Source organism: Streptomyces sp. NPDC110618, assembly GCF_055657065.1.
This window is the reverse complement of sequence record NZ_JBVKBN010000015.1, coordinates 60,022-81,983: the sequence shown is the minus strand read 5'-3', so window position 1 is coordinate 81,983 and position 21,962 is coordinate 60,022. Positions and strand designations below refer to the sequence as shown.

Annotated in this window: 19 protein-coding genes and 1 pseudogene; 8 read left to right on the top strand and 12 right to left on the bottom strand. The window is 72.7% G+C overall.

Annotated elements, in window-relative coordinates:
* Positions 1-31: 31 nt before the first annotated feature.
* From ACZ7L7_RS24615 to ACZ7L7_RS24605, 3 genes are read right to left on the bottom strand one after another with little or no spacing between them, the layout of a single operon-like run.
* A complete protein-coding gene (locus ACZ7L7_RS24615; protein WP_285515905.1) occupies positions 32-1,081 on the bottom strand; it encodes a Zn-dependent alcohol dehydrogenase in 1,050 nt (349 codons plus the stop codon).
* Positions 1,081-2,232 carry an acyl-CoA dehydrogenase family protein gene (locus ACZ7L7_RS24610; RefSeq protein ID WP_285515904.1) on the bottom strand — a complete coding sequence of 384 codons (1,152 nt, stop codon included), beginning with the start codon at positions 2,230-2,232 and terminating at the stop codon, positions 1,081-1,083. The genes ACZ7L7_RS24615 and ACZ7L7_RS24610 overlap by 1 nt, the downstream gene beginning before the upstream one ends.
* Positions 2,233-2,259: 27 nt before the next feature.
* On the bottom strand, positions 2,260-3,135 hold the full coding sequence (locus tag ACZ7L7_RS24605) for an SDR family NAD(P)-dependent oxidoreductase (RefSeq protein WP_285515903.1): 876 nt from the start codon (positions 3,133-3,135) through the stop codon (positions 2,260-2,262).
* Between the two features lie 85 nt (positions 3,136-3,220).
* On the opposite strand from ACZ7L7_RS24605, the gene ACZ7L7_RS24600 reads away from it, so the two are divergent.
* Complete coding sequence (locus ACZ7L7_RS24600; protein ID WP_453607096.1) at positions 3,221-4,147, top strand: cyclase family protein; 927 nt, start codon at positions 3,221-3,223, stop codon at positions 4,145-4,147.
* A 364-nt stretch (positions 4,148-4,511) separates the two neighbouring features.
* Here the strand turns inward: ACZ7L7_RS24600 and ACZ7L7_RS24595 are convergent, their stop codons facing one another.
* The 3 genes from ACZ7L7_RS24595 to ACZ7L7_RS24585 form a co-directional block, all read right to left on the bottom strand.
* The gene (locus ACZ7L7_RS24595; protein WP_285515935.1) at positions 4,512-4,973 is read right to left on the bottom strand and encodes an ATP-binding protein; all 462 of its coding nucleotides are present in this window, start codon (positions 4,971-4,973) and stop codon (positions 4,512-4,514) included.
* Between the two features lie 519 nt (positions 4,974-5,492).
* The gene (locus ACZ7L7_RS24590; RefSeq protein WP_453605532.1) at positions 5,493-6,362 is read right to left on the bottom strand and encodes an acyl-CoA dehydrogenase family protein; all 870 of its coding nucleotides are present in this window, start codon (positions 6,360-6,362) and stop codon (positions 5,493-5,495) included.
* A gap of 2 nt (positions 6,363-6,364) precedes the next feature.
* The gene (locus ACZ7L7_RS24585; RefSeq protein WP_453605534.1) at positions 6,365-7,495 is read right to left on the bottom strand and encodes an acyl-CoA dehydrogenase family protein; all 1,131 of its coding nucleotides are present in this window, start codon (positions 7,493-7,495) and stop codon (positions 6,365-6,367) included.
* 129 nt (positions 7,496-7,624) lie between these two features.
* Between ACZ7L7_RS24585 and ACZ7L7_RS24580 the strand changes: the two genes are divergently transcribed.
* The gene (locus tag ACZ7L7_RS24580) at positions 7,625-9,133 is read left to right on the top strand and encodes a class I adenylate-forming enzyme family protein (RefSeq protein WP_285515899.1); all 1,509 of its coding nucleotides are present in this window, start codon (positions 7,625-7,627) and stop codon (positions 9,131-9,133) included.
* Here ACZ7L7_RS24580 and ACZ7L7_RS24575 read toward each other — a convergent pair.
* Together ACZ7L7_RS24575 and ACZ7L7_RS24570 are read right to left on the bottom strand one after the other, a co-directional pair.
* Positions 9,112-9,624 (bottom strand): EF-hand domain-containing protein, encoded by a 513-nt coding sequence (locus tag ACZ7L7_RS24575; RefSeq protein WP_285515898.1) that lies wholly within the window; start codon positions 9,622-9,624, stop codon positions 9,112-9,114. The two genes, ACZ7L7_RS24580 and ACZ7L7_RS24575, sit on opposite strands and share 22 nt — an antisense overlap.
* A 144-nt stretch (positions 9,625-9,768) precedes the next feature.
* Positions 9,769-10,149 (bottom strand): STAS domain-containing protein, encoded by a 381-nt coding sequence (locus tag ACZ7L7_RS24570; protein WP_285515897.1) that lies wholly within the window; start codon positions 10,147-10,149, stop codon positions 9,769-9,771.
* 325 nt (positions 10,150-10,474) lie between these two features.
* Here ACZ7L7_RS24570 and ACZ7L7_RS24565 point away from each other — a divergent pair, with 325 nt between their 5' ends.
* Together ACZ7L7_RS24565 and ACZ7L7_RS24560 are read left to right on the top strand one after the other, a co-directional pair.
* Positions 10,475-11,047 carry a sigma-70 family RNA polymerase sigma factor gene (locus ACZ7L7_RS24565; RefSeq protein WP_285515896.1) on the top strand — a complete coding sequence of 191 codons (573 nt, stop codon included), beginning with the start codon at positions 10,475-10,477 and terminating at the stop codon, positions 11,045-11,047.
* Positions 11,029-12,325 (top strand): annotated as a pseudogene (locus ACZ7L7_RS24560) (zf-HC2 domain-containing protein). Before ACZ7L7_RS24565 ends, ACZ7L7_RS24560 begins: the two are co-directional and overlap by 19 nt.
* Positions 12,326-12,482: 157 nt before the next feature.
* Here ACZ7L7_RS24560 and purU read toward each other — a convergent pair.
* Positions 12,483-13,364 (bottom strand): formyltetrahydrofolate deformylase, encoded by an 882-nt coding sequence (gene purU, locus ACZ7L7_RS24555; protein ID WP_285515894.1) that lies wholly within the window; start codon positions 13,362-13,364, stop codon positions 12,483-12,485.
* A gap of 59 nt (positions 13,365-13,423) precedes the next feature.
* Positions 13,424-13,924, bottom strand: a complete 501-nt coding sequence (locus ACZ7L7_RS24550) for an SCO4402 family protein (RefSeq protein WP_093723680.1) — start codon at positions 13,922-13,924, stop codon at positions 13,424-13,426.
* Positions 13,925-14,041: 117 nt separating this feature from the next.
* Here ACZ7L7_RS24550 and ACZ7L7_RS24545 point away from each other — a divergent pair, with 117 nt between their 5' ends.
* The gene (locus ACZ7L7_RS24545; protein WP_471592592.1) at positions 14,042-15,352 is read left to right on the top strand and encodes an ABC transporter substrate-binding protein; all 1,311 of its coding nucleotides are present in this window, start codon (positions 14,042-14,044) and stop codon (positions 15,350-15,352) included.
* Between the two features lie 16 nt (positions 15,353-15,368).
* On the opposite strand, the gene ACZ7L7_RS24540 is transcribed toward ACZ7L7_RS24545, so the two are convergent.
* Together ACZ7L7_RS24540 and ACZ7L7_RS24535 are read right to left on the bottom strand one after the other, a co-directional pair.
* On the bottom strand, positions 15,369-16,988 hold the full coding sequence (locus ACZ7L7_RS24540) for a hypothetical protein (protein ID WP_472077131.1): 1,620 nt from the start codon (positions 16,986-16,988) through the stop codon (positions 15,369-15,371).
* 175 nt (positions 16,989-17,163) lie between these two features.
* Positions 17,164-18,549 (bottom strand): transcriptional regulator, encoded by a 1,386-nt coding sequence (locus ACZ7L7_RS24535; protein ID WP_472077129.1) that lies wholly within the window; start codon positions 18,547-18,549, stop codon positions 17,164-17,166.
* Between the two features lie 285 nt (positions 18,550-18,834).
* On the opposite strand from ACZ7L7_RS24535, the gene ACZ7L7_RS24530 reads away from it, so the two are divergent.
* The 3 genes from ACZ7L7_RS24530 to ACZ7L7_RS24520 all read left to right on the top strand — a co-directional run bounded on the left by ACZ7L7_RS24530 (position 18,835) and on the right by ACZ7L7_RS24520 (position 21,915).
* Complete coding sequence (locus ACZ7L7_RS24530) at positions 18,835-19,497, top strand: bifunctional DNA primase/polymerase (protein ID WP_285515890.1); 663 nt, start codon at positions 18,835-18,837, stop codon at positions 19,495-19,497.
* A gap of 61 nt (positions 19,498-19,558) precedes the next feature.
* Complete coding sequence (locus ACZ7L7_RS24525) at positions 19,559-20,329, top strand: ABC transporter ATP-binding protein (RefSeq protein ID WP_453605540.1); 771 nt, start codon at positions 19,559-19,561, stop codon at positions 20,327-20,329.
* Positions 20,326-21,915, top strand: coding sequence for a transporter (locus ACZ7L7_RS24520; protein ID WP_471592593.1), 1,590 nt, complete (start codon positions 20,326-20,328; stop codon positions 21,913-21,915). Before ACZ7L7_RS24525 ends, ACZ7L7_RS24520 begins: the two co-directional genes overlap by 4 nt.
* Positions 21,916-21,962: the final 47 nt, after the last annotated feature.

The following is a 21,962-nucleotide window of genomic DNA, read 5'->3' as shown; positions in this document are numbered from 1 at the left end:
CCGAGGGGACCGAGGGGTGCGACAGGGCCGTTCAGAAGGTCAGGACCGCGCGGGCGACCCTGCCCGCGGCCGCGTCCTCGGCCGCCTTCTCGAAGTCCTCCACCGGGTAGGTGCGGGTGACCAGTTCGTCGAGGAGCAGCCGCTTCTCGCGGTAGAGGTCGGCGTACAGGGCGATGTCGCGCTGGGGGCGGGAGGAGCCGTAGCGGCAGCCCAGGACGGACTTGTCGAGGTAGAGGGTGGAGACCCGGAAGGAGGCCTCGGCGGTGGCCGGCGGGACGCCGAGGAGGATCGCCTGGCCGTGCCGGTCGAGCAGGTCGATGGCCTGGCGGATCAGCTCGACGCGTCCGACGCATTCGAAGACGTGGTCGGCGCCGGTGGGCAGGAGGTCGCGTACCCCCTCCGTAGACGTGAGGAAGTCGGTGGCGCCGAAGAGCCGGGCGGCCTCCTCCTTGGCCGGGTTGGCGTCCACGGCGACGATGCGCAGGGCGCCCGCGATCCGCGCGCCCTGGAGGACATTGAGCCCGATGCCCCCGGTGCCGATCACCACCACCGTCTCCCCGCGGTCCACCCGCGCGCGGTTGAGCACGGCCCCCACTCCGGTCAGCACCCCGCATCCGATCAACGCGGCCGAGGTCAGCGGAAGTTCCCGGGGGATCCGCACGGCCTGCACGGCCTTGACGACCGTCCGCTCCGCGAAGGCGGAGTTGGCGGCGAACTGGAACACCGGCCGCCCGTCCCGCGTGAACGGCCGCCCCGGCCGCCCGATCGCCTGCCGGCACATGGTCGGCCGCCCCCGGTCGCAGTCCGGGCAGGCGCCGCAGTTGGCGAGCGTGGACAGCGCGACATGGTCCCCGGGCGCGACATGCGTGACCCCGGCGCCGACCGCCTCCACCACCCCGGCGCCCTCGTGCCCGAGCACCACGGGCGCGGGGAAGGGAATGGTCCCGTCGACCACGGACAGGTCGCTGTGGCACAGGCCCGCCGCCGCGATCGCGACCAGCACCTCACCCGGTCCCGGTTCCCGCACCTCCAGGCCGTCCACGACCTCGGCCCGCTCCCCGTCGAACAGCACCCCACGCATCACACAACCCCCTTGGGCTCCCTGGGCAGACCGAGCACCCGCTCGGCGACGACCGTGCGCTGAACCTGGTCCGAGCCGCCGTAGATGGTGTCGGCCCGGCTGAAGAGGAACAGGTGCTGCGAGGCGTCGAGCGCGTACGGCTGCGCCGCGTCCCAGTCCCGGGGCCCGACCGCCGCGTCCGCCCCGCGCACCAGCACCGCCAGTTCGCCGAGCCGCTGGTGCCAGCCGGACCACAGCAGCTTGGCCACGGAGGCGGCGCCCGGGTCGGCCGGGCCGCCGAGCGTGCGCAGGGCGTTCCACCGCATGGTGTGCAGGTCGGCCCACAGGCGCACGATGCGCTCGCGCAGGACGGGGTCGGCGGTGGCGCCGGTCTCCACGGCGGCCCGTACGACCTGTTCCAGTTCCCGGGCGAAGCCGATCTGCTGGGCGAGGGTGGACACCCCGCGTTCGAAGCCGAGCAGGCTCATGGCGACCCGCCAGCCGTTGCCCTCGCCGCCGACGATGTGCTCCACGCGTGCGTGGGCGCCGTCGAAGAACACCTCGTTGAAGTCGCTGGTGCCGGTGAGCTGGCGGATCGGGCGGACCTCGATCCGGCCGGGCTGGTCCATGGGCACGAGCAGGAAGCTCAGGCCCTGGTGGCGGCGGGAGCCCGGCTCGGTGCGGGCCAGCACGAAGCACCAGTTGGCCTCGTGGGCGAGGGAGGTCCAGATCTTCTGCCCGGTGACCCGCAGGGTGCCGTCGGAGTCCCGGGCGGCGCTGGTGCGTACGGCGGCCAGGTCGGAACCCGCGCCGGGCTCGCTGTAGCCCTGGCACCACAGTTCCTCACCGGCGGCCACCGGGGGCAGGAAGCGGGCCTTCTGCTCGGCGGTGCCGTGGGCGAGGAGGGTGGGTGCGAGCAGTTTCTCCCCGATGTGGCCGGAGCGCGGGGGCGCGCCGGAGCGGGCGTACTCCTCGGCCCAGGCGACCTGTTGGGTGAGGGTGGCGGTGCGGTTGCCGTAGCCGCTCTCGCCCCAGGAGAGCCCGATCCATCCGGCCGCCCCGAGGACGCGCTCCCAGGCCCGGCGGTCCTGCCCGGGGTCGGCGTGCGCGGCGAGCCAGTCCCTGGCCTGCGCGCGGAACTCCTCGTCCTCGGCGCTGAATCCGAAGTCCATGAGCGTCTCCTCCGCGGAAAATGGGCGCTACGAGGCGTTCGGCGGCCTGAGCAGCGGCATCGGGTCCACGCCCACCGTCCCCGGCAGGAACTCGGCGATCCGCTCGGGCGTCCAGGCCCCCTCGGCGTATGCGGCGCGCAGTTCCCTGGGCTGGGCCCAGACGGCGAGCTTGGGCCCGGCGAGGGTGTACACCTGCCCGGTGATGCCCTGGTCCTTGGCGCGGTCGGAGAGCAGGTAGACGACGAGGGCCGCCACGTCCTCCGGTTCCCCGATCTCGGTCAGCTCGGTGGGCACCTTCGCCGACATGCGCGTACGGGCGACGGGCGCGACCGCGTTGGCGGTCACCCCGTACTTGTGGAGGCCCAGCGCGGCGCTGCGCACCAGGGAGATGATCCCGCCCTTGGCGGCGCTGTAGTTGGCCTGCGAGTACGAGCCCTGGTGGTTGCCGCTGGTGAAGCCGATCAGGGTGCCGGAGCGCTGGGACCGCATCACCGCGGAGGCGGCCCGGAACACGGTGAAGGTGCCCTTGAGGTGGGTGGCGACGACCGGGTCCCACTCCTCCTCGGTCATGTTGAACAGCATCCGCTCGCGCAGGATCCCGGCGACGCACACGACCCCGTCGAGCCGCCCGTACGAGGACAGCGCGACGTCCACGACCCGCTGGCCGCCCGCCATGGTGGAGATGTCGTCGGCGACCGCCACCGCCTCGCCCCCGGCGGCCTCGATCTCCTTGACCACGGACTCGGCGACCTCGCTCGTCGGGGACCCGCCGTCCACCGCGACGCCGTAGTCGTTGACGACGACCCGCGCGCCCTCGGCCGCCGCCGCCAGCGCCACCGCCCGGCCGATGCCCCGGCCCGCGCCGGTCACCACGACCGCCTTGCCTGCCAAGAAGTTCCCCACGCCCGGCCCCTTCCCGCGGTTTCTGACGGACCGTTAGATTTTATGTCCCGCCGGACAGTCGGAGACAAGCCCCGGGGAGGCACCGATGTCACTGCCGGACGCGTTCCATGACATCGCCAAGCGCGTGAACAACTGGGGCCGTTGGGGTGCGGACGACGAACTGGGCACCCTGAACCTGATCACCGACGGGGTCGTCCGCGAGGCGGCGGCCTGTGTGCGCAGCGGCCGGCGCGTCCCGCTCGCGCTGCCACTCTCCCAGGACGGGGTGCAGACCGGGATGATCCCCGGCCGGATCAATCCGCTGCACGCGATGGTGCAGATCAACCAGGAGATCTTCGGCCCCGGCACGGTGGCGTGCAGCGACGACGCCGTGACGATGGGCCTTCAGGCGGGCACCCATTGGGACGCGCTTCCGCATGTGTCGCACTCCGGCCGGCTCTACAACGGCCGCCCCGCCGACTCGGTGACCGCGCACGGCGGCGCCGCCTTCTCCGGGATGGCCACCGCGCGGGCGGTCGTCTCGCGCGGGGTGCTGCTCGACGTGGCACGCGCGCGCGGCGTGGAGCGGCTGGAGGGCGGGTACGCGGTCACGCCCGAGGACCTGGAGGCCGCCGAGGAGTTCGCGGGCACGCGCGTGCGGGCCGGTGACATCGTGCTGGTGCGCACCGGGCAGATGCGGGTCCTCCTGGCCGGGGACCGGCACGGGTACGGCTATCCCTCACCGGGTCTGTCGGTCCGTACGCCGGAGTGGTTCCACGCGCGCGATGTGGCCGCCGTCGCCAACGACACCCTGACCTTCGAGGTGTTCCCGCCCGAGATCGAGGGCCTGTGGCTGCCGGTGCACGCGCTGGACCTGGTGGAGATGGGGATGCCGCAGGGGCAGAACTGGAATCTCGAAGAGTTGTCCACAGCCTGTGGACGAGAGCGGCGGTACGTCTTCCTGTTGTCGGCGACGCCGGAGCCGTTCGTCGGCGCGACGGGCGCACCCGTGGCACCGGTGGCTGTTCTGTGAGCGGCGATGAAGGCCGTCAAGTGCGGCTGGCGGCGCGCGATCTGCCCGCCCCGAGCACGGAAGCGCGCACCGCCATCCCACTCCGGCGCACCCGCCCCGGCCCTGAGGGGGCCCGCGCCGAAACGCGACCCACACTCGTCGAGGGCCCCCGTCACCGAAGCCCTCGTCGTCCCCTCGCGGCGAATCGCTGACCACAAGCGTGATCAAACGGACACGCGCCGTCAACACCCGGTCGAGGATTTATTACTTATGCCCGCTTTGCCAGAGGCGCACGGTGAAGCATTGCCCGGCGCATCACACCGCGTCCGGCGCAAGGGTTCCGGGCGTGCGGCCCGCGGGTGCCGCCGCATACCCCAGGGCGCCGTCACACCGCCTCGTACGCGAGCCCTTCGAAGGTTCCGCCGCCGTAGGACACGGCGGTCCTGCGGCCCTCGGCGCACCGGTCGAGTTCGCACCAGATGCGCTTGCCGGGGCCCTCGGGCATCCAGCCCCAGCGGTCGGCGAGTCCGTCGACAAGGGCGAGGCCCCGCCCGCCCGTCTCCCCGCCGCCCGCGCAACGCGGCACCGGGGCCCGCCCGCTGGCGTCCGCGACCTCCACGCGCACGGTCACCGACTCGGCGCCGGCCGCCGCGCCGGGCAGGAACAGCCGCAGCACGGCCGGACAGCCGGTGTGCACCACGGCATTGGTGACCAGTTCGGACACGAGCAGGATCAGCGTCTCCGACAGTGACTCGTCGGCCCCTATCGCGGACCCGGCGAGCCGCGAGCGGGCCCACCGCCGGGCTCGCCCCACCTCAGCGGGGTCGGGCCGGATCTCCAGCTGCACTTGAAGCACCTGCACCGCTCACACCATCCGAACCGGCGGACTCATAGCCCCGCGCCTCACGAGGGCCACGATCGTAGCCATTTTTTGCATGACCAGAACAATGGCCGGAGCCAGGGTCACGGAACGTGAATCCCGTACGGGAAAGCATGGTTGACGTACAGTCACCCCAACAAGCGCTTCGGGCATATTCCAGCGCGAAGGATTACCCCTGCGGGATACTGTGCGACGCACTTGACGGGGAGTCGAACAGGCGGGGGAGAAAACCGCGCCCACCCTGCGAGAACCGGCGCGCACCGCCGGATCCGGAGCCGCCTCAAGGGCCACTCCGGCATGGCTCGTGCTCGGAACCACTCGCATCCCACACAAGGTACCGGAGCGGAACGCCGACTCCAGGACGTGACGAGTCACACCTAGGACACAACCCGATATCAACGCTCCGTAGTTCCGGTATGCCACAATCCGCGACATTCACGCGCGCGTTCGGACGCAATCCGCAGCCCAGGAGCGGTTCAGGACGTCTCAGGCGACGAGTTCGGCGGCGAGGCGCTCCTCACTCTGCGTGCCGCCGCCACCACGGCGCGCCCGGACCCAGGCCCGCTTGAGGTGCAGATGCACCTCGCACTCCCAGGTGAAGCCCATTCCGCCGTGCACTTGGAGGCAGTCACGGGCGCCGCGCACGGCGGCCTCGTCGGCGAGCAGCCGGGCGGCGGCGATATCGGCCATGTCCCCGGTCACGGCGGCGGCATAGACGGCGGCGCGGGCCGTCTCCGCGCGGACCAGCAGGTCGGCGCACAGGTGCTTGACCGCCTGGAAGGCGCCGACCGGCCGGCCGAACTGTTCACGGGTCCGGGCGTGTTGCGCGGCGAGTTCGCACGCGCGTGTGGCGGTGCCCAGCTGCTCGGCGGCGGTGAGCAGGACGGCGAGCGGGTCGGGGGGCGCGGACGGCGCGTGCGGGAGGCGGTGAAGCGGCGTCAGCGGGTCGACGGACCTGAGAGGGAGAGCGCCTGCCGTCGCGCCGCGCACCACGTCCGCCTCGTCCAGCCACTCCACCAGGGCGCCGTCCACGGCGGTCACGACCGTCTCCCCGGTCGCCGCGCCCGGTACCGTACCGGCGGCGAGATGGGTGGCGGCGAGGGGCCCCGGCAGCAGGGCCCGGCCCGCCTCCTCGAACAGCAACACGGCCTCCGGCAGCCCCAGTCCGACCCCGCCGTCCGCCTCGGGCAGCCGCAGCGCGAAGAACCCCGCCTCCCCCAGCTCCCGCCACAGCCCCCGGTCCAGGCGCGGCGCGTCCCGTGCGGCCCGCAGGGCGTCGGCGTCGAACCGGCGCTCCAGCAGCTCCCGCATGCCCGCCCGCAACGCCCGCTGCTCCCCGCTCAGTCGGAACCGCATGCTCACCGCCCCTTCGGCAGGCCGAGGATCCGCTCGGCCACGATGTTCCGCTGGATCTGCGAGGTCCCGGCCGCGATGGTGTAGGACAGCGACGAGAGCCGGTCCAGCACCCAGCCCCGGCCGAGGTCGAGGGCGTCGGGGCCGAGGACGTCGGCGGCGGTGTCGTAGAGGTCCTGGCGGGCGTGCGAGTAGCGCAGTTTGAACACCGAACCGCCCACCCCCGGCACGCCGCCCGCGTCGGCCTCGCTGACGTTCCACTGGATCAGCCGCCACAGCGCGCGGAACTCGGCGTTGAGGCGGCCGAGCCCGCGCCGCAGCGCCGGGTCGTCCCAGCGGCCGTTGGCGCGGGCCTCGGCGGCGAGTTCGCGCAGCACCCGGCGGCAGGCGACGACCTCGCCGGCGAAGGCGGTGCCGCGTTCGAAGGAGAGGGTCACCATCGTCACCCGCCAGCCGTCGTTCTCGGCGCCGACCCGGTGGGCGACCGGCACCCGCACCTCGTCGAGGAACACCTCGGCGAACTCGGTGGACCCGGCGAGCGTGCGCAGCGGCCGTACGGTGACGCCGGGGGCGTCCATGCGCAGGGCGAGCCAGGTGATGCCGCGGTGCTTGGGGGCGTCGGGGTCGGTGCGCACCAACAGTTCGCACCAGTCGGCGACTTCGGCGTGCGAGGTCCAGATCTTGGAACCGCTCACCACATAGTGGTCGCCGTCACGCCACGCGCGCGTGCGCAGCGACGCGAGGTCGGAGCCGGCGCCGGGTTCGCTGAAGCCCTGGCACCAGACCTCCTCGCCGCGCAGGATCGGCGGCAGCCAGCGCGCGCGCTGCTCCTCGGTGCCCTCGGCGGCGATCGTGGGCCCCGCGTGCAGGAGTCCGACGAAGTTGGCGCCGACGTAGGGGGCGCCCGCGCGTTCGGTCTCCTCCAGGTAGACCAGGCGGATGCCCGGCGGGGCGTCCCAGTGCACATCGGCGTACCCGGCGTCGTGGAGCATGCGCTGCCAGCCGAGGTCATAGGCGCGCCGGGCGGGCCAGTCGGCGGGGTCGGGCGGCGGGGGCAGGGTGGGCAGTGCCTCGCCGAGCCACTTGCGCAGGCGGGCCCGGAACTCCTCCTCCTCGGGCGTGTACGCGAGGTCCATGCACCGGCCCCCAATCTGACGAACCGTCAGCTCCGGCCTCAGGCTAGCCCCGCGCCTCTGGACCGACAAGGCGGTGCACCCTACGCTCTCCCCAGATCTGACGCATCGTCAGCAAAGGGGGTCGTCACCGTGACCGACACCGCACGCGTCCTGAGTTCCGCCCGGACCCTGTGGGAGCTGCTGGAGGGCCGCGCCGCCCGCACCCCGGACCGCCCGCTGCTGCTCCAGGAGGACCGCTCCTTGAGCTTCGGCGAGGTACGCGCGCGTGCCGAGCGCGTGGCGGCCGGCCTGTACGGCATGGGCGTCCGCCCCGGCACGGTCGTCGCCTGGCAACTGCCCACCCGTATCGAGACGGTCCTGCTCTCCTTCGCCCTCGCCCGCCTCGGCGCCGTGCAGTCCCCCGTCATCCCCTTCTACCGGGACCGCGAGGTCGGCTTCGCACTGCGCGAGTCCAGGGCCGAGTACTTCGCAGTCCCCGGCACCTGGCGCGGCTTCGACCACACCGGGATGGCCCGGCGGCTCGGCGCGAAGGGCGTCTTCGAGGCGTACGACGAACTCCCGGACGGCGATCCGGCGGCCCTGCCCGCCCCGCCCGACGAGGGCACCTCGGTGCGCTGGATCTACTGGACCTCGGGCACCACCTCCGACCCCAAGGGCGTGCTGCACACCGACCGTTCGCTGATCGCGGGCGGCTCCTGCCTCGCCCACGCCCTGCGCCCGAGCGGCGCCGACGTCGGCTCGATCGCCTTCCCGTACGCCCACATAGGCGGCCCCGACTACATGGTGATGCTGCTGCTGTACGGCTTCCCGGCCGTGCTGTTCGAGCAGTTCGCGTTCCCCGGGGCGCTGGCGGAGTACCGACGGCACGGGGTCACGCTGGCGGGCGGGTCGACAGCGTTCTACTCGATGTTCCTCGCCGAGCAGCGCAAGCGGCCCGAGGAGAAAGTGGTTCCGACGCTGCGGCTGCTGGCGGGCGGCGGGGCACCGAAGCCTCCGGAGCTGTATCACGCGGTCGTACGGGAGATGGGCGTGCAGCTCACCCACGGGTACGGCATGACCGAGGTGCCGATGATCACCATGGGCGACCCGGACGACGCCCCGGAACTGCTCGCCACCACCGAGGGGCGGCCGCCCGAGGGCATGGAGATCCGGATCGTGGACGGGGAGGTCCGGCTGCGCGGGGAGGCGGTGTGCCGCGGCTATCTGGACCCGGCGCAGACCGCGGAGGCCTTCGACGAGGACGGCTTCCTGCGCACCGGTGACCTGGGACGGCTCACCGAGACCGGGCATCTGGTGCTCACCGGGCGGCTGAAGGACGTGATCATCCGCAAGGGCGAGAACATCTCCGCCAAGGAGATCGAGGACCTGCTGCACACGCACCCCGCGGTCGCGGACGCGGCCGTCATCGGGCTGCCCGATCCCGAGCGCGGGGAGCGCGTCTGCGCCGTGGTGGAACAGCCGCCGGGGGCGGCCGGGTTGAGCCTCGCTCAGGTCACCGCGTATCTGCGCGAGGCAGGGCTGTCCGTGCACAAGCTGCCGGAGCAACTGGAGGTGGTGGACGCCCTGCCGCGCAACGACACCCTGCGCAAGGTGCTCAAGTACAAGCTGAGGGAGCGCTACTCGGGGACGGTGAAGTAGCGGGCGAAGGCGGTCACGACCTCGGACTCCTCCACCCGGCCGTCGTGGTCGGCGTCGAGTGTGGCGGCGGCCGCCTCGGCGACGTCCGCCTTCACGCCCAGGGCGGTCAGCACCCGTACGGTTTCGGCCACCGTCGCCGCTCCGTCGCCGTCGGAGTCGGCCACGGCCAGGGCCGCGTGCAGGAAGGGACGGGCGATCTCGGCGAACCGGTCGGGGTTGTCGCGCAGCCGCTTGACCGCGCCGCCCACGAACTCGTCCCGCGTGATGCGCTGGTCGCCGTCCCGGTCCGCTATGCCGGCCATGCCCTGCCAGAACGCCTCGGCGCCGCCGTACAGCGCCTGCCCCTTGTCGGACCGGGCCGCCGTGCCGAACTCCGCCAGCACGGCCTTGGCGGCCGCGTTGAAGTCGGCACGGTCGATATAGCCGTTGCCGTCCTGGTCGAAGGTGGCGAACCGGGCGGCGATCCTGCCCTCGTACTCGCTGCTGACCATGTCTTTTCGTGCCGCCTTTACGTCACGTGGGGTGCTTCTGGCACGGAGCGTACGACGCCGGGGGCCGCCGGGGAGCGAGAAAGCGGCGGTTGTGCCAAGACCGGGGGAATTTCGGGACACCGGCGTGGCGCGGCAACACCCCGCCTACGCGGACAGCGGGCCCGAGGTCTCGTCGGTGGCGGAGTCCAGGTCGGGGTGGACGTCGAACAGCCGCCGCACGCCCAGGGCGCCGAGCACCCGGTTGACGTGGGAGCCCTCCACCGCGCCGTGCGCGGGCAGGATCAGCCGCAGCCGGCCCCGGCAGGAGCGCACCAGACGGCGGGCGGCTATCAGCACGCCGACCCCGCTGGAGTCGCAGAAGAACACCTCGGACAGATCGAGCACGAGACTGTGGCGGCCCTCGGCCACCTTGTCGTGCACGCGTTGGCGCAGCACGGGCGAGGTCACCAGGTCCAGCTCCCCCGACACGCGCAGCACGGCCCACCCGCCCTGCTCCTCGCAGGTCACCTTGAACGCCACCGCCATGCCCTTCGCTCGCCGGAAACCCCGCAAACGGAAGCCGTCCCTCAACTTCCTTGCAGCGCGGCTGCCCAGCGGGGGTGCCCTGAAACACCGGGTCAGAAACAGAAAGGATCGCAAAGAGGCTTGTTTCAGTCGTCTCCAGTCTTGTTCGATCAGGAGTTGACCGGGTAGGCGACGGTTCACTACCACCCAGGACCTCCCAGGGGGCGCACATTGCGACAAAGGGGCGTGCGCTGTCACAGGTGCCGACTACATTCGACAGCACGGTGGGAGCAGGCTTGACCAGGGCACGTGCAGTGGGCCGAGGGGCATGAGAGGAGGGGACCGGATGGCGAAGAAGGACGCACCGCCCCGCTGGGACCGCAAGATGCAACAGCGCCTCGCACGCGGCGAGGCCGCCGCCCTCGGCGAGCTCTACGACCGGTTCGCCTCGCTGGTCCACGGCCTGGCCCACACCGTCCTCGGCGACGAGCGCGGCGCCGACGCCATCACCCGCCAGGTCTTCGTCCACGTCTGGGAGCACCCCGACGCCTACGACCCCAAGCAGGGGCCCCTGCGCTCCTGGGTGGCCGATCTCACGCACCGGTTCGCCGTACAGCGCCTGCGCGACACCGAGAGCGCCGCACTGGCCCGGGGCGGCCACGGCACCCCCGAGGACCTGGAGCGCAAGGTGCACCGCGCCTCGGTCGCCGCCCGCGCCGACTACATCGTCCAGGCCATGCCGGTGCCGCTGCGCGCCGCCCTGGAGCTGGCCTACTTCCAGCGCCGCGACTACCGCCAGACCGCCGCCGACCTCGGCGTCACCGAGGACGAGGCCCGCCGCCGGCTCCGCCTGGGCCTGCAGCTGCTCTCCACCGCCCACGACGTCGGCGCCCCGCCGGGATACGGGGGTGCGGTGTGAACGACGCGGACTGGTCCGGGGCGTACGACCACGAGGGGGACGACGGGCACGAGGAGCACAAGAAGGACGAGGAGCCGGAGTACGGGCACGAGGAGCGCCCCGGCCCGGACAGGCCGCCCCGCATACCGCTGCCCCGCGCCTCCGTCGAGGACACCGGCAGGCCGCTGCCCGACGTCGTCCGGCAGCCGCCGCTCGACCTGGCGCACCCCGTGCTGAAGTCCCTGCTCGGCGCCTGGGCGCTGGCCGCCTGCTCGCCGGAGGAGTCCCTCGCCGTGGAGGCGCACCTCGGGGAGTGCGGTACCTGCGCCGAGGAGGCGCTGCGGCTGCGCGAGGCCGTGGGCCTGCTGCACCCCGCCGAGAGCCTCGACCTGGACCCCGCCCTGCGCACCCGGGTCCTGGAGGGCTGCCTGGAGCGCCGCCCGCCGCGCATCCCGGTGGCCGGGCTGGGCGTCGGCGTACGACGCGGAGACGGCCCGCCTGGACGCGCTGCTGCAGGACTTCGGGGACGCCGAGTGGCACGCGCCCGTACGGCTGCGCTGGTTCCGGGCCGACCAGGCCACCAGCCGCCGTACGACGGTCGCCGGGGTGATCGCGCACCTGCTCACCGTCGACGGCCTGGTCGCGGTCGCCCTCGGCCTCGACGACCCGCTCGGCGACGTACCGGCCAAGCGGCCCACGCCCGCCTCCCGGACCGAGGCGTACTGGGGTGCCGCACACTTCCCGCCCACCCGCTCGGTGCGCGGGCCCTGGCGGGAGCAGAGCCACGACCTGGTCCGCACGGTCTCCTTCACCGGCGGCCCGGCGGGCGCCCTGCCGGTCTCCTACGGCGACTTCGAGCTGCCGCTGCACGACGCGATGCTGGACCGCGCGTTCGAGTGCTGGGTGCACGCGGGGGACATCGCGGACGCCGTCGACTATCCGTACGAGCCGCCGTCCGGCCGCCACCTCCACGACATGATCGACCTCGCGGCCCGCATGCTCCCGACCGCGCTGGCGCGCCGCCGCGAGGCGGGCCTGTGCGCACCCGCGCGGGGGCGCAGCCTGCGGCTGGAGATCGAGGGGTCGGGCGGGGGCGAGTGGCTGATCCCACTGGAACCGGCGCCGTCCGGCCTCGCCGTCGCCCCTCGCGAGGTCGCGCACGTCGCGCTGGACGGGGTGGAGTTCTGCCACCTGGCTGCCGGGCATGTACCGCCGGAGGAGGCTGCCGCCGGTCAGGACGGCGACCGGGACGCCATCAGGGATGTGCTGTTCTCGGTGGCGTCGCTGAGCCGGATGTAGGGGCGGGTTGGGGCTTCACGGGCGGCTGCGGGTGCGTGAGGGCTGGTCGCGCCCCTGAGAGGTACGTCCAGTGGACCGACCTTCAAGGGGCACGGGGAACCGCGCGAGCGACCACGGATCACCCGCAGCCGCCCGCGATACAAGAAACCCCGAGCTGCTAGGCGAACACGACCGTCCGCCGCCCGTTCAGCAGAATCCGCCGCTCCGCATGCCACTTCACGGCCCGCGCCAGCGCCTGGCACTCCACATCGCGCCCGATGGCCACGAGCTGGTCCGGAGTGACGTCATGCCCCACCCGCTCGACCTCCTGCTCGATGATCGGCCCCTCGTCGAGATCCGCGGTGACGTAGTGCGCGGTCGCGCCGATCAGCTTCACACCCCGCGCATGCGCCTGGTGGTACGGCTTCGCGCCCTTGAAGCTCGGCAGGAAGGAGTGGTGGATGTTGATGATCCGCCCGCTCAGCTGCTTGCACAGGTCGTCCGAGAGGACCTGCATGTAGCGGGCGAGGACGACCAGTTCGACGTCCTGCTCGCGCACCAGCTCCAGCAGCCGCGCCTCGGCCTCGGGCTTGGTGTCCCTGGTCACCGGGATGTGGTGGAAGGGGATGTTGTACGAGCCCACCAGCTCGGCGAAGTCGGTGTGGTTGGAGACCACCGCCGCGATCTCCACCGGCAGCGCCCCGATCCGCGCCCGGAAGAGCAGGTCGTTCAGGCAGTGCCCGAACTTGGAGACCATCAGGACGATGCGCATCTTCTCGTCGGCCCGGTTGATCTGCCAGTCCATGTGGAAGGAGTCACCGATCGCCGCGAAGCTCGCCCGCAGCTTGTCCACCGTCACCGGCGCCTCCGCCGAGAAGTGGACGCGCATGAAGAACAGACCCGTGTCGTGGTCCCCGAACTGCTGGCTGTCCTCGATGTTGCAGCCGGTCATGAACAGGTAGCTCGAAACGGCGTGCACGATGCCCTGCTTGTCGGGGCAGGACAGGGTGAGGACGTACTGGTCGCTGGGGGCGGCGGCTCGGGTGGACTGCTCGTTCATGCAGCACAGGGTCCCACAGTCGGGGCCCTGCGATCACGGCCGTCCCAGAACCCGAACCGCTACGCGGACCTCGTCATGATCCGCAGCACTTCCAGGGTGCGCGGCGGTGCGTCCGGGTCCTCCCCGTCGCTCGTCGCCATCCGTACGTGCGCGTCCCGCGCCGCGCGCACCGCGTCCGGCCACCCCGGGTTCTCCAGGTACGTGGCGACCGGGGCGTCGGGTCCGACCTGGTGCATGATCCGCAGCACCCGCAGCACGGCGGTGTCGACGAGCGCCGCCTCCTGCGAGTCCCGGAAGATCGTGCCGACGTACTTCTCGGCGGACCAGTTGTCCAGCCAGGTGTCCTCGACCAGGCGGTACACGGCGTCGGTGACGTCCCCGTAGCCGTCGACGCCGGCCAGCCAGACGTCACGCTGGAACACGGGGTCGGAGAGCATGTGCAGCGCGGAGCGCACATTGCTGCGCCAGCGCCACCACGGCATGTCGTTCAGTGGCATGCCGCCCATGGTGGAGGAGCGACGGCCACGACGGGAAGAGTTCTCCGAGCCTTGCACGGTCATCGATCGTACGTTCTTTCGTGGATCGCCCGCACCGGCCCCCTCAATTCACCTGCGCGTCACCTTCCCTTGACCGTCAGTGACTCTCCGGTTGGCCGTGTGGCGGAATCGTGCGTGTCCATGACCGGCAGGAGTGGCATCAGCAGGACCCGTTCCCGCGCGTTCACGCGCCCCGTCCGAGCCTCCGTGGGCAGAGCGGTGGCGCTGCTCGCGGCGGCGTCGCTCGCCGCCGGGTGCGGGGTCGTCCCCGGTGTCACGGGGGGCGCCGGGGACGACGGCACGATCACCGTGATGACCTGGGCGCCGCAGGACACCGACGCCACCAACAAGCCCGGCATGCCCGCGCTGGCCCTGGCGTACGCGCGCTGGATCAACTCCAGGGGCGGGCTGAACGGCCGTGAGCTGCGCGTCCTGAACTGCAACGACCGCAACGACAGCGTCGCCGCCGCGAAGTGCGCCGAGCGCGCCGTCGACGAGGGCGCGGTCGCCGTCGTCGGCTCCTACAGCCAGCACGGCGACTCCTTCTTCCCCACTCTGGAGGGCGCGGGCATCCCCTACATCGGCGGCTACGGCCTGACCTCCGCCGAGTTCACCAGTCCGCTCTCCTACCCGGTCAACGGCGGCCAGCCCAGCCTGCTGGCGGGCCTGGGCCGGGAGCTGGCCGCCACCTGCGGGCCGGTGTCGCTGGTACGGCCCGACAGCATCGCGGGCGACGAGCTGGCCCCGCTGCTGAACTCGGGGCTCTCGGCGGGCGGCCACGACGACGCGGGCGACGTGCTGGCCGCGGAGGACGCCACCGAGTACGCGGCGCAGTCGCAGCGGGCGCTGGAGCACGCCTCCGCCGACCCGGCCCGCCCCGGCTGTGTGGTGCCCGCGCTCGGGGACCGCACCAGCACCTTCATGGACTCCTTCCGGCGCCACCGCGAGGACACCGGGGTGCGCACGGCGACCGTGCTGGGCAGCGTCGACCAGACGGTGATCAACGCCTCCGGCGGGAAGTCCGGGCCCTACGAGGGCGCGTACATCACCGGCTGGTACCCGGTGGCGAGCGACAGGCGCTGGGACGGGATGAGGGAGGTGATCAACGCGCACGCCTTCGGCGACAACCGCATCGACCCCACGGACGCCGGGGTGCAGACGACGTGGATCGCCTACACCGTCCTGCGGGCCGCGATCGAGTCCATCGGCGACGGCGAGGTGACCGCCCGCTCGGTGCGCCGGGCCCTCGACGACGGCGGCCTGAGCATTGACACCGGCGGTCTCACGCCCGAGCTGAGCTGGGAGTACTCCGAGACCTTCGCCGGGGTCGGTCTGCCGCAGCTGGTCAACGCCCAGGTGACGCTCCAGGTGGTCCGCGGCGGGCGGCTGGTGTCGGCCCGCAAGGGATTCGTCGATGTGACGAAGACTCTTCAGCGGGCCGAGCTGCGCTGACCCGCGCGGCGGCCGGTCAGAGCTGGGTCGCCGTGCGCTCGGTCAGGCCGTACTGCTTGGCGATGGAGTTCCACAGGCCCGCCGCCTTGTTCTTCTCGGTGCTGGCCGTGCCGCTGGCCCGGTTCCCGGCCGCGGTCTGCGGGGTGTTCCTGGCCTGCCCCTTCTTGCACATCTTGCCCTGGCGCTGGGCGACCTGGTCGGCCCATGCGGCGTAGTGGTTGTCCGCCGACGCGGACGCCTCCCAGGCCTTGGTGAGGGCGGTGGTCAGCTCGGCGTTCTGCGGCAGCTTGTCCACGGACAGCTCGCCCAGCTTGGTCACCAGGTCGTCGCGCTGCTTGGCCGCGTCCCTGAGGTCCTTGGCGGCCTGGCTGAGGTTGGTGCACGACTTCACGTCGGAGACCGCGTTGATCACCATGGTCCGGCTGTTGCCGCTGACCGCGAGCAGCTTGTCCAGCTCCACGGCCTGCTGCTGAACGGGGTCCACGGAGGGCGACGGGGAGGCGGAGGCGGACTCGCTCGCCGGGGCCGTCGCGGCGACCGTCTTGTTGTCGTCGTCGCCGTCACCGCCGCCGCTGCCCATCAGGGCGCCCGCTCCGATGCCGAGGACGGCGATCCCGACGCCGACGGCCGCGAAGAGCGGCACCCGCGACCCGGTACGGCCGCTGCCGCGGCGGGGCTCCTCGTCGTGCGTCTCACGGCGCGGGATGAACTGGGGCTGCTGGGGCTGCGGCTGCTGGAAGCGGGGCAGCTGCTGGGTGGCACCGGCGGGCTGGGGCCGGGCGCCGCCCTCGCTGCGGAAGAGGTTGTCGAACTCGGCGGGCGGCTGCCGCTCGCCGCCGTCCGCCGCGGGGACGGGCGGGATGAGCTGGGTGGGCTCGGCGTCCGGGCCGGCGGCCGCCGGGGCGGGGGCCGCGTTTCTCGGGACCCGGCCCAGCACGGTCGTGCTCTCGCCGGGCGACTCCGGGGTGACCTCGGGCGGCAGGGCTCCGCCGCCCACCGGCGGTATGTACTGGGTGGCGGCCTCGTCGACGACGGGCGGGATGTACTGGGTGGCGGCCTCGTCGACGACGGGCGGGATGTACTGGGTGGCGCCCTCGTCCCCGAAGGGACCGGCGGCCGGGAACGCCGACGCGCCCTGGGTGCCGTTCGGAACGGCCGGGGGAAGCGCTCCCGCGCCCTGGCCGCCGAAGGAGCCGGACGGGGCCTCGTAGGGGGTGGCCTGGTCCCCGTAGGTGCCGGTCCGGTCCCCGTAGGGGGTGGCCGGGGGAAGCGCTCCCGCGCCCCGGTCGTCGTAGGACGGGGTCTCCGGCGGCAGGGGCTGGGAGGGGTTCTCCGGGGTGGACCAGGAGGGCGCCGCGGGCTGCTGGTCCGGTCCGGCCCAGGGCTGGGCGGGCGGCGCGGTCCAGCCCTGCGCGGGCGGGGCCGCCTGCGGCTGCTGCTGCTCGGGGCCCCAGGAGCCGTGCCACGCCTGACCGCCCGACGGGGCCGCCGGGGCGGGCGGCGGGGTCGGGTGCTGCGGGGCGCCCTGGGCGCCCGTCATGCCCGGGAGCAGGGGCTCGCCTCCGTCGGAGGGCAGCACGATGCCTTCGCGCGCGACTCGCGCCGAGGGCTCCTCGCCCTGTCCACTCTGCGTCACCGGGACTCCTACGAATGGGGGACCTTCGGAATCGGGCTCACGCTACCGGGTCACGCGAGCGGCGTGCCACGCAGCTCAGGGCGTGACCCGTGTCCCTGTGACGGCCCTAACAGATCCGGTCCCCCAACGCCGTGCGTCAACTCCCTTCCGATACGACTCTTTCACCACCGCCGGCTCAGGCCGCCGCCTGCAGCTCCAGCCGCGCCCCGAACTCCCGTACCACCGGCTCCTCCCGGTAGGGCTCCAGACGCTGCTGGAAGTCCTCCAGGTAGTCGGCGCCGCGGTTGGAGCGCAGGGTCTCCAGCAGTTCGACCGCCTTCAGGCCGGTGGTGCAGGCCTGTTCGATCTCCCGCTGCTGCACCTGCGCTGTGGCGAGGAGCACATAGCCGATGGCCCGGCGCCGCGCCTTGGTCTCCGGCAGGGCGGCGAGGGACTGCTCCGCGCACCGCGCCGCCGCGTCGGCCTGCCCGAGGTCACGGTGGCAGTGCGCCAACTCGTCCGCGAGATAGGCCTCGTTGAAGTGCGTGATCCACGCCGGGTCGTCGCCGGAGGCCGGATCGGCCGCCTCCAGCGCGCTCACCGCCCGCGAGGACGCCACCTGGGCGGCCCGTACATCGCCCATGAGCGCGTGTCCGCGGGCCTCGGCGGCGTGGAACATCGCCTCCGCGCGCGGGGTGACGCGTCCGCGCGCGCCCTCCTGCGCCGCCCGTGCCAACTGCGCGATCTCGCGCGGGTTTCCGAGCTGCGCCGCGAGGTGGCTCATGGACGCGGCGAGCACGTAGCCGCCGTAACCGCGGTCCCCGGCGGCCTGGGCGAGCCGCAGGGCCTGGATGTAGTAGCGCTGGGCGAGTCCGGGCTGGCCGGTGTCGACGGCCATGTAGCCGGCCAGTTCCGTCAACCGGGCCACCGCGGCGAACAGTTCACGCCCCACCGCCTCCCGGTAGGACCCGGCGAGCAGCCCCGAGACGACGCTGTTGAGGTAGTGCACGACGACCGGGCGCACGTGCCCGCTGCCGTACTGGTGGTCCAGGTCGACCAGCGCCTGCGTCATCGCCTTCACGGCCGCCACGTCGGACTGGCCCACGCGCGGGCCCGCCGCGCGCGCGACCTGCGCGTCCGGCGCCGAGATCAGCCAGTCCCGGCTGGGCTCGACCAGGGCGGACGCGGCGACGGAGGAGCCGGACAGGAAGTCCCGCCGCCCCACGTCGCTGCGCCACAGCTCGCAGACCTGCTCGATGGCTCCCAGTACCGTCGGCGAGAACTGGAGACCGACGCCGGACGCGAGGTTCTTGCCGTTGGCCATCCCGATCTCGTCGATGGTGACCGTACGGCCGAGTTTGCGGCCGAGTGCCTCGGCGATGATCGCCGGGGCGCGTCCCCGCGGCTGCTGTCCGCGCAGCCAGCGGGCCACGGACGTCTTGTCGTAGCGCAGATCGAAGCCGTGCTCGGCGCCGCACATGTTGACCCTGCGGGCGAGCCCGGCGTTCGAGCAGCCCGCTTCCTGGATGAGCGCCTGCAACCGTTCGTTCGGCTGCCGCGCGACGAGTGGCCTTGCGGCCATGGCGTACCCCCTGTGGCTGCGGTGCCCTGCCCACGCACCGAGTTGATGTGTCTTCGTACCGAATGAATCCGGCCGTGAAGATCAATGCCCCGCGGACATACCGAAAATGCGAGACATGCGAGGATTGCCGGGGTAAGCCCGAAGCCGACCCCGCTTGTGGCTACCCATCTCCAGCCCCGGATCCTCCCGCGCGCCCCCGTACGTGCATCCATGCGCCCCAGTTGCGGAATCGATGCTCCTCCCCGGCGCGCGCCACGGGCGTAACCCGAGGTGGGTGCGGGAGTTGTGATGTGCGTGGAAGAGACGATCGAGGCCACTGAAGCCGCCCAGATTCCGAAGCAGCGCGGGGAATCGCTGCTGGAGACCGCCGTACGCTACGCCGAGGAGCGCCACTGGGACGTGTTTCCCGGCACGTGGCTGGAAGCCGTCGACGGGGTGCAGCGCTGCTCGTGCGGCGATGCCGCCTGCGATGCGCCGGGGGCGCATCCGGCGCGCGCGGACTGGGCCACCCAGGCCACGGGCAGCGCGACGGTGGCCCGCCGGATGTGGTCCAAGCAGCCGCTGTCCTCGATCCTGCTGCCCACGGGCCGTACGTTCGACGCGATCTCCGTCGCCGAGACGGCCGGATTCCTGGCGCTGGCCCGCATGGAGCGCATGGAGCTGACGCTGGGCCCGGTGACCCTGACCCCGGACCGCCGGATGCACTTCTTCGTCCTGCCGGGCGCCTCGGTGAAGGTGCCCGACCTCGTCCGCAAGCTCGGCTGGGCACCCGCCTCGCTCGACCTCGTGGCGCTCGGCGAAGGCAGCTACGTGGCCGCGCCGCCCACCCGCTTCGGTTCCCGCGGCGCCGTGCAGTGGGCCTGCCGGCCGACCCCGGCCAACCGCTGGCTGCCGGACGCGGAGGAGCTGATCTCGCCGCTCGCCTACGCGTGCGGACGGGACCGGTAGTCCCCCTAGCACGGTGCTTCGCGTACGGGTCCGACAGCCCTTCCCCCCGTAGGGTGCTGCCATGACCTCGGCCGTATCAGTACGTGGACTGTGGAAGCGCTTCGGGCAGCAGATCGCCGTCGCGGGGATCGATCTGGAGCTGCCCGCGGGCAAGTTCATCGGGCTGGTCGGGCCCAACGGAGCCGGGAAGACCACCACGCTCTCCATGGTGACCGGGCTGCTGCGGCCCGACCAGGGGACCGTGGAGGTCGTCGGGCACGACGTGTGGCGGGACCCCGTGGCGGTGAAGGCGCGCATCGGGGTCCTCCCGGAGGGGCTGCGGCTGTTCGAACGGCTTTCGGGGCGCGAACTGCTCGCCTACACCGGGCGGTTGCGCGGACTGCCCGGCGCCGAGGTCGACAAGCGGGCCACCCAGCTCCTCGACGTCCTCGACCTGGCCGGGGCCCAGCACAAGCTGGTGGTCGACTACTCCACCGGGATGCGCAAGAAGATCGGGCTCGCCTGCGCTCTCCTCCACAACCCCGAAGTGCTCTTCCTGGACGAGCCGTTCGAGGGCGTCGACCCGGTCTCCGCGCAGACCATCCGGGGCGTCCTGGAGCGGTACACCGGCTCCGGCGCCACGGTCGTCTTCTCCTCCCACGTCATGGAGCTGGTCGAGTCGCTGTGCGACTGGGTCGCGGTCATGGCGGCGGGCCGGATCCGGGCGCACGGCACGCTCGCCGAGGTCCGCGGCGAGGCGTCCTCCCTCCAGCAGGCGTTCCTGGAACTGGTGGGGGCGCACGGCCGGGACGCCGGGTCGGACCTGGACTGGCTGGGCGGCGGCGCCCGATGAGCGACGCGAGCGCGATCACCCCGGTCTTCGTCCGCCTCAAGCTGTCCCTGCTGCGCAACGGCCTGCGCCAGTCCTCCGGCCGCCGCGTCGCCTACATCGCCTCGGCGGTGCTCACCCTGCTGTTCGCCGCGCTCCAGCTGATCGGCCTGATCGCGCTGCGCGGCCACGAGCACGCCGCGTCCGTGGTGATCCTGCTGGTGGCGGTGCTGGCGCTGGGCTGGGCGGTGATGCCGCTGTTCTTCCCCGGCGGCGACGAGACCCTAGACCCCACCCGCCTGGTCATGCTCCCCCTGCGCCCCCACCCCCTGGTGGGCGCCCTGCTCGCCGCCTCCCTGGTCGGCATCGGCCCCCTGTTCACCCTCTGCCTGCTCACCGGCTCGGTGATCGCGGTGGCACACGGCACGGCGGCCTACGTCGTCGGCGTGCTCGGCGCCGTCCTGGGGCTGCTGGTGTGCGTGGCCCTGGCGCGGGCCGTCGCCGCCGCCAACATCCGGCTGCTGACCAGCAGGAAGGGCCGCGATCTGGCGGTCCTGAGCGGTCTGGTCATCGCGGTCGGCGCACAGGTCGTCAACTTCGGTGCCCAGCGCCTCGGTTCGTCCGGACTGGGCCAGCTCGACCCGGCGGCGGACGTCCTGCGCTGGGTGCCGCCCGCGTCGGCGATCAGCGCGGTGGACGAGGCGAGCGAGGGGTCCTACGGCGTGGCCGCGCTCCAACTGGCCCTGACGGCCGGGGCGCTGGCCGCCCTGATCGCCGTATGGGCCCGGCATCTGACGCGGCTGATGACCGAGCCCGACGGCTCGACCCTCCAGTCCCCCGACACGGCCGTACGCCAGTCCACGGGGCTCGGCCGGCTGCTCCCGGCCGGGCGCACGGGCACCGTCATGGAGCGCAGCCTGCGCTACATCTGGCGGGACCCCAAGACGAAGGCGGCCTGGGTGACCTCGCTGGCGATCGGCTTGATCGTGCCGGTGTTCAACGCCGTCCAGGGCACCGGCTCGATCTACTTCGCCTGTTTCGCGGCGGGGATGCTCGGGATCCAGATGTACAACCAGTTCGGGCAGGACACCTCCGCGTTCTGGATGGTCGCGATGACGATCTCCTCCACGCGGGACGCCTACGTCGAACTCCGCGCGCGTGCCTTCGCCCTGCTGGTGATCACACTCCCCTACGCGACCCTGGTCACCGCGCTGACAGCGGCCCTGCTCGGCGACTGGGAACGCCTCCCCGAGGCACTCGGCCTCTCCTTCGCCCTCCTCGGCGCCATGCTGGCGACCGGCGCCTGGTCCTCGGCCCGCTTCCCGTACTCCATCCCCCAGGAGGGCCACAAGAACGTCGCCCCCGGCCAGGTCGGCCTCGCCTGGATCTCCATCTTCGGCGGCATGGTGGCGGCGGCCCTGCTCTGCTCCCCGGTCATCGCCCTGACGATCTGGCTCAACATCTCGGCGGACGGCGACACCTGGACCTGGTTCCTGCTGCCCACGGGCACGGCCTACGGCGCGGTACTCACAGCCCTGGGCCTACGCCTGGCGGCCCCGAGAACGGCGACGCGCCTACCGGAGATCCTGACGGCGGTGAGCAAGGGATAGGGGCCTCTTCGGCCGGGGCGGGGCCTCTTCGGCCGGGGCGGGCCTTC

Coding starts and splice junctions, on each gene's coding strand:
- ACZ7L7_RS24615 (WP_285515905.1), bottom strand. CDS start 1,081: ATGCGTGGGGTGCTGTTCGACGGGGAGCGGGCCGAGGTCGTGGACGGC.
- ACZ7L7_RS24610 (WP_285515904.1), bottom strand. CDS start 2,232: ATGGACTTCGGATTCAGCGCCGAGGACGAGGAGTTCCGCGCGCAGGCC.
- ACZ7L7_RS24600 (WP_453607096.1), top strand. CDS start 3,221: ATGTCACTGCCGGACGCGTTCCATGACATCGCCAAGCGCGTGAACAAC.
- ACZ7L7_RS24590 (WP_453605532.1), bottom strand. CDS start 6,362: ATGCGGTTCCGACTGAGCGGGGAGCAGCGGGCGTTGCGGGCGGGCATG.
- ACZ7L7_RS24585 (WP_453605534.1), bottom strand. CDS start 7,495: ATGGACCTCGCGTACACGCCCGAGGAGGAGGAGTTCCGGGCCCGCCTG.
- ACZ7L7_RS24575 (WP_285515898.1), bottom strand. CDS start 9,624: ATGGTCAGCAGCGAGTACGAGGGCAGGATCGCCGCCCGGTTCGCCACC.
- ACZ7L7_RS24570 (WP_285515897.1), bottom strand. CDS start 10,149: ATGGCGGTGGCGTTCAAGGTGACCTGCGAGGAGCAGGGCGGGTGGGCC.
- ACZ7L7_RS24565 (WP_285515896.1), top strand. CDS start 10,475: ATGGCGAAGAAGGACGCACCGCCCCGCTGGGACCGCAAGATGCAACAG.
- purU (WP_285515894.1), bottom strand. CDS start 13,364: ATGAACGAGCAGTCCACCCGAGCCGCCGCCCCCAGCGACCAGTACGTC.
- ACZ7L7_RS24550 (WP_093723680.1), bottom strand. CDS start 13,924: ATGACCGTGCAAGGCTCGGAGAACTCTTCCCGTCGTGGCCGTCGCTCC.
- ACZ7L7_RS24545 (WP_471592592.1), top strand. CDS start 14,042: ATGACCGGCAGGAGTGGCATCAGCAGGACCCGTTCCCGCGCGTTCACG.
- ACZ7L7_RS24535 (WP_472077129.1), bottom strand. CDS start 18,549: ATGGCCGCAAGGCCACTCGTCGCGCGGCAGCCGAACGAACGGTTGCAG.
- ACZ7L7_RS24525 (WP_453605540.1), top strand. CDS start 19,559: ATGACCTCGGCCGTATCAGTACGTGGACTGTGGAAGCGCTTCGGGCAG.
- ACZ7L7_RS24520 (WP_471592593.1), top strand. CDS start 20,326: ATGAGCGACGCGAGCGCGATCACCCCGGTCTTCGTCCGCCTCAAGCTG.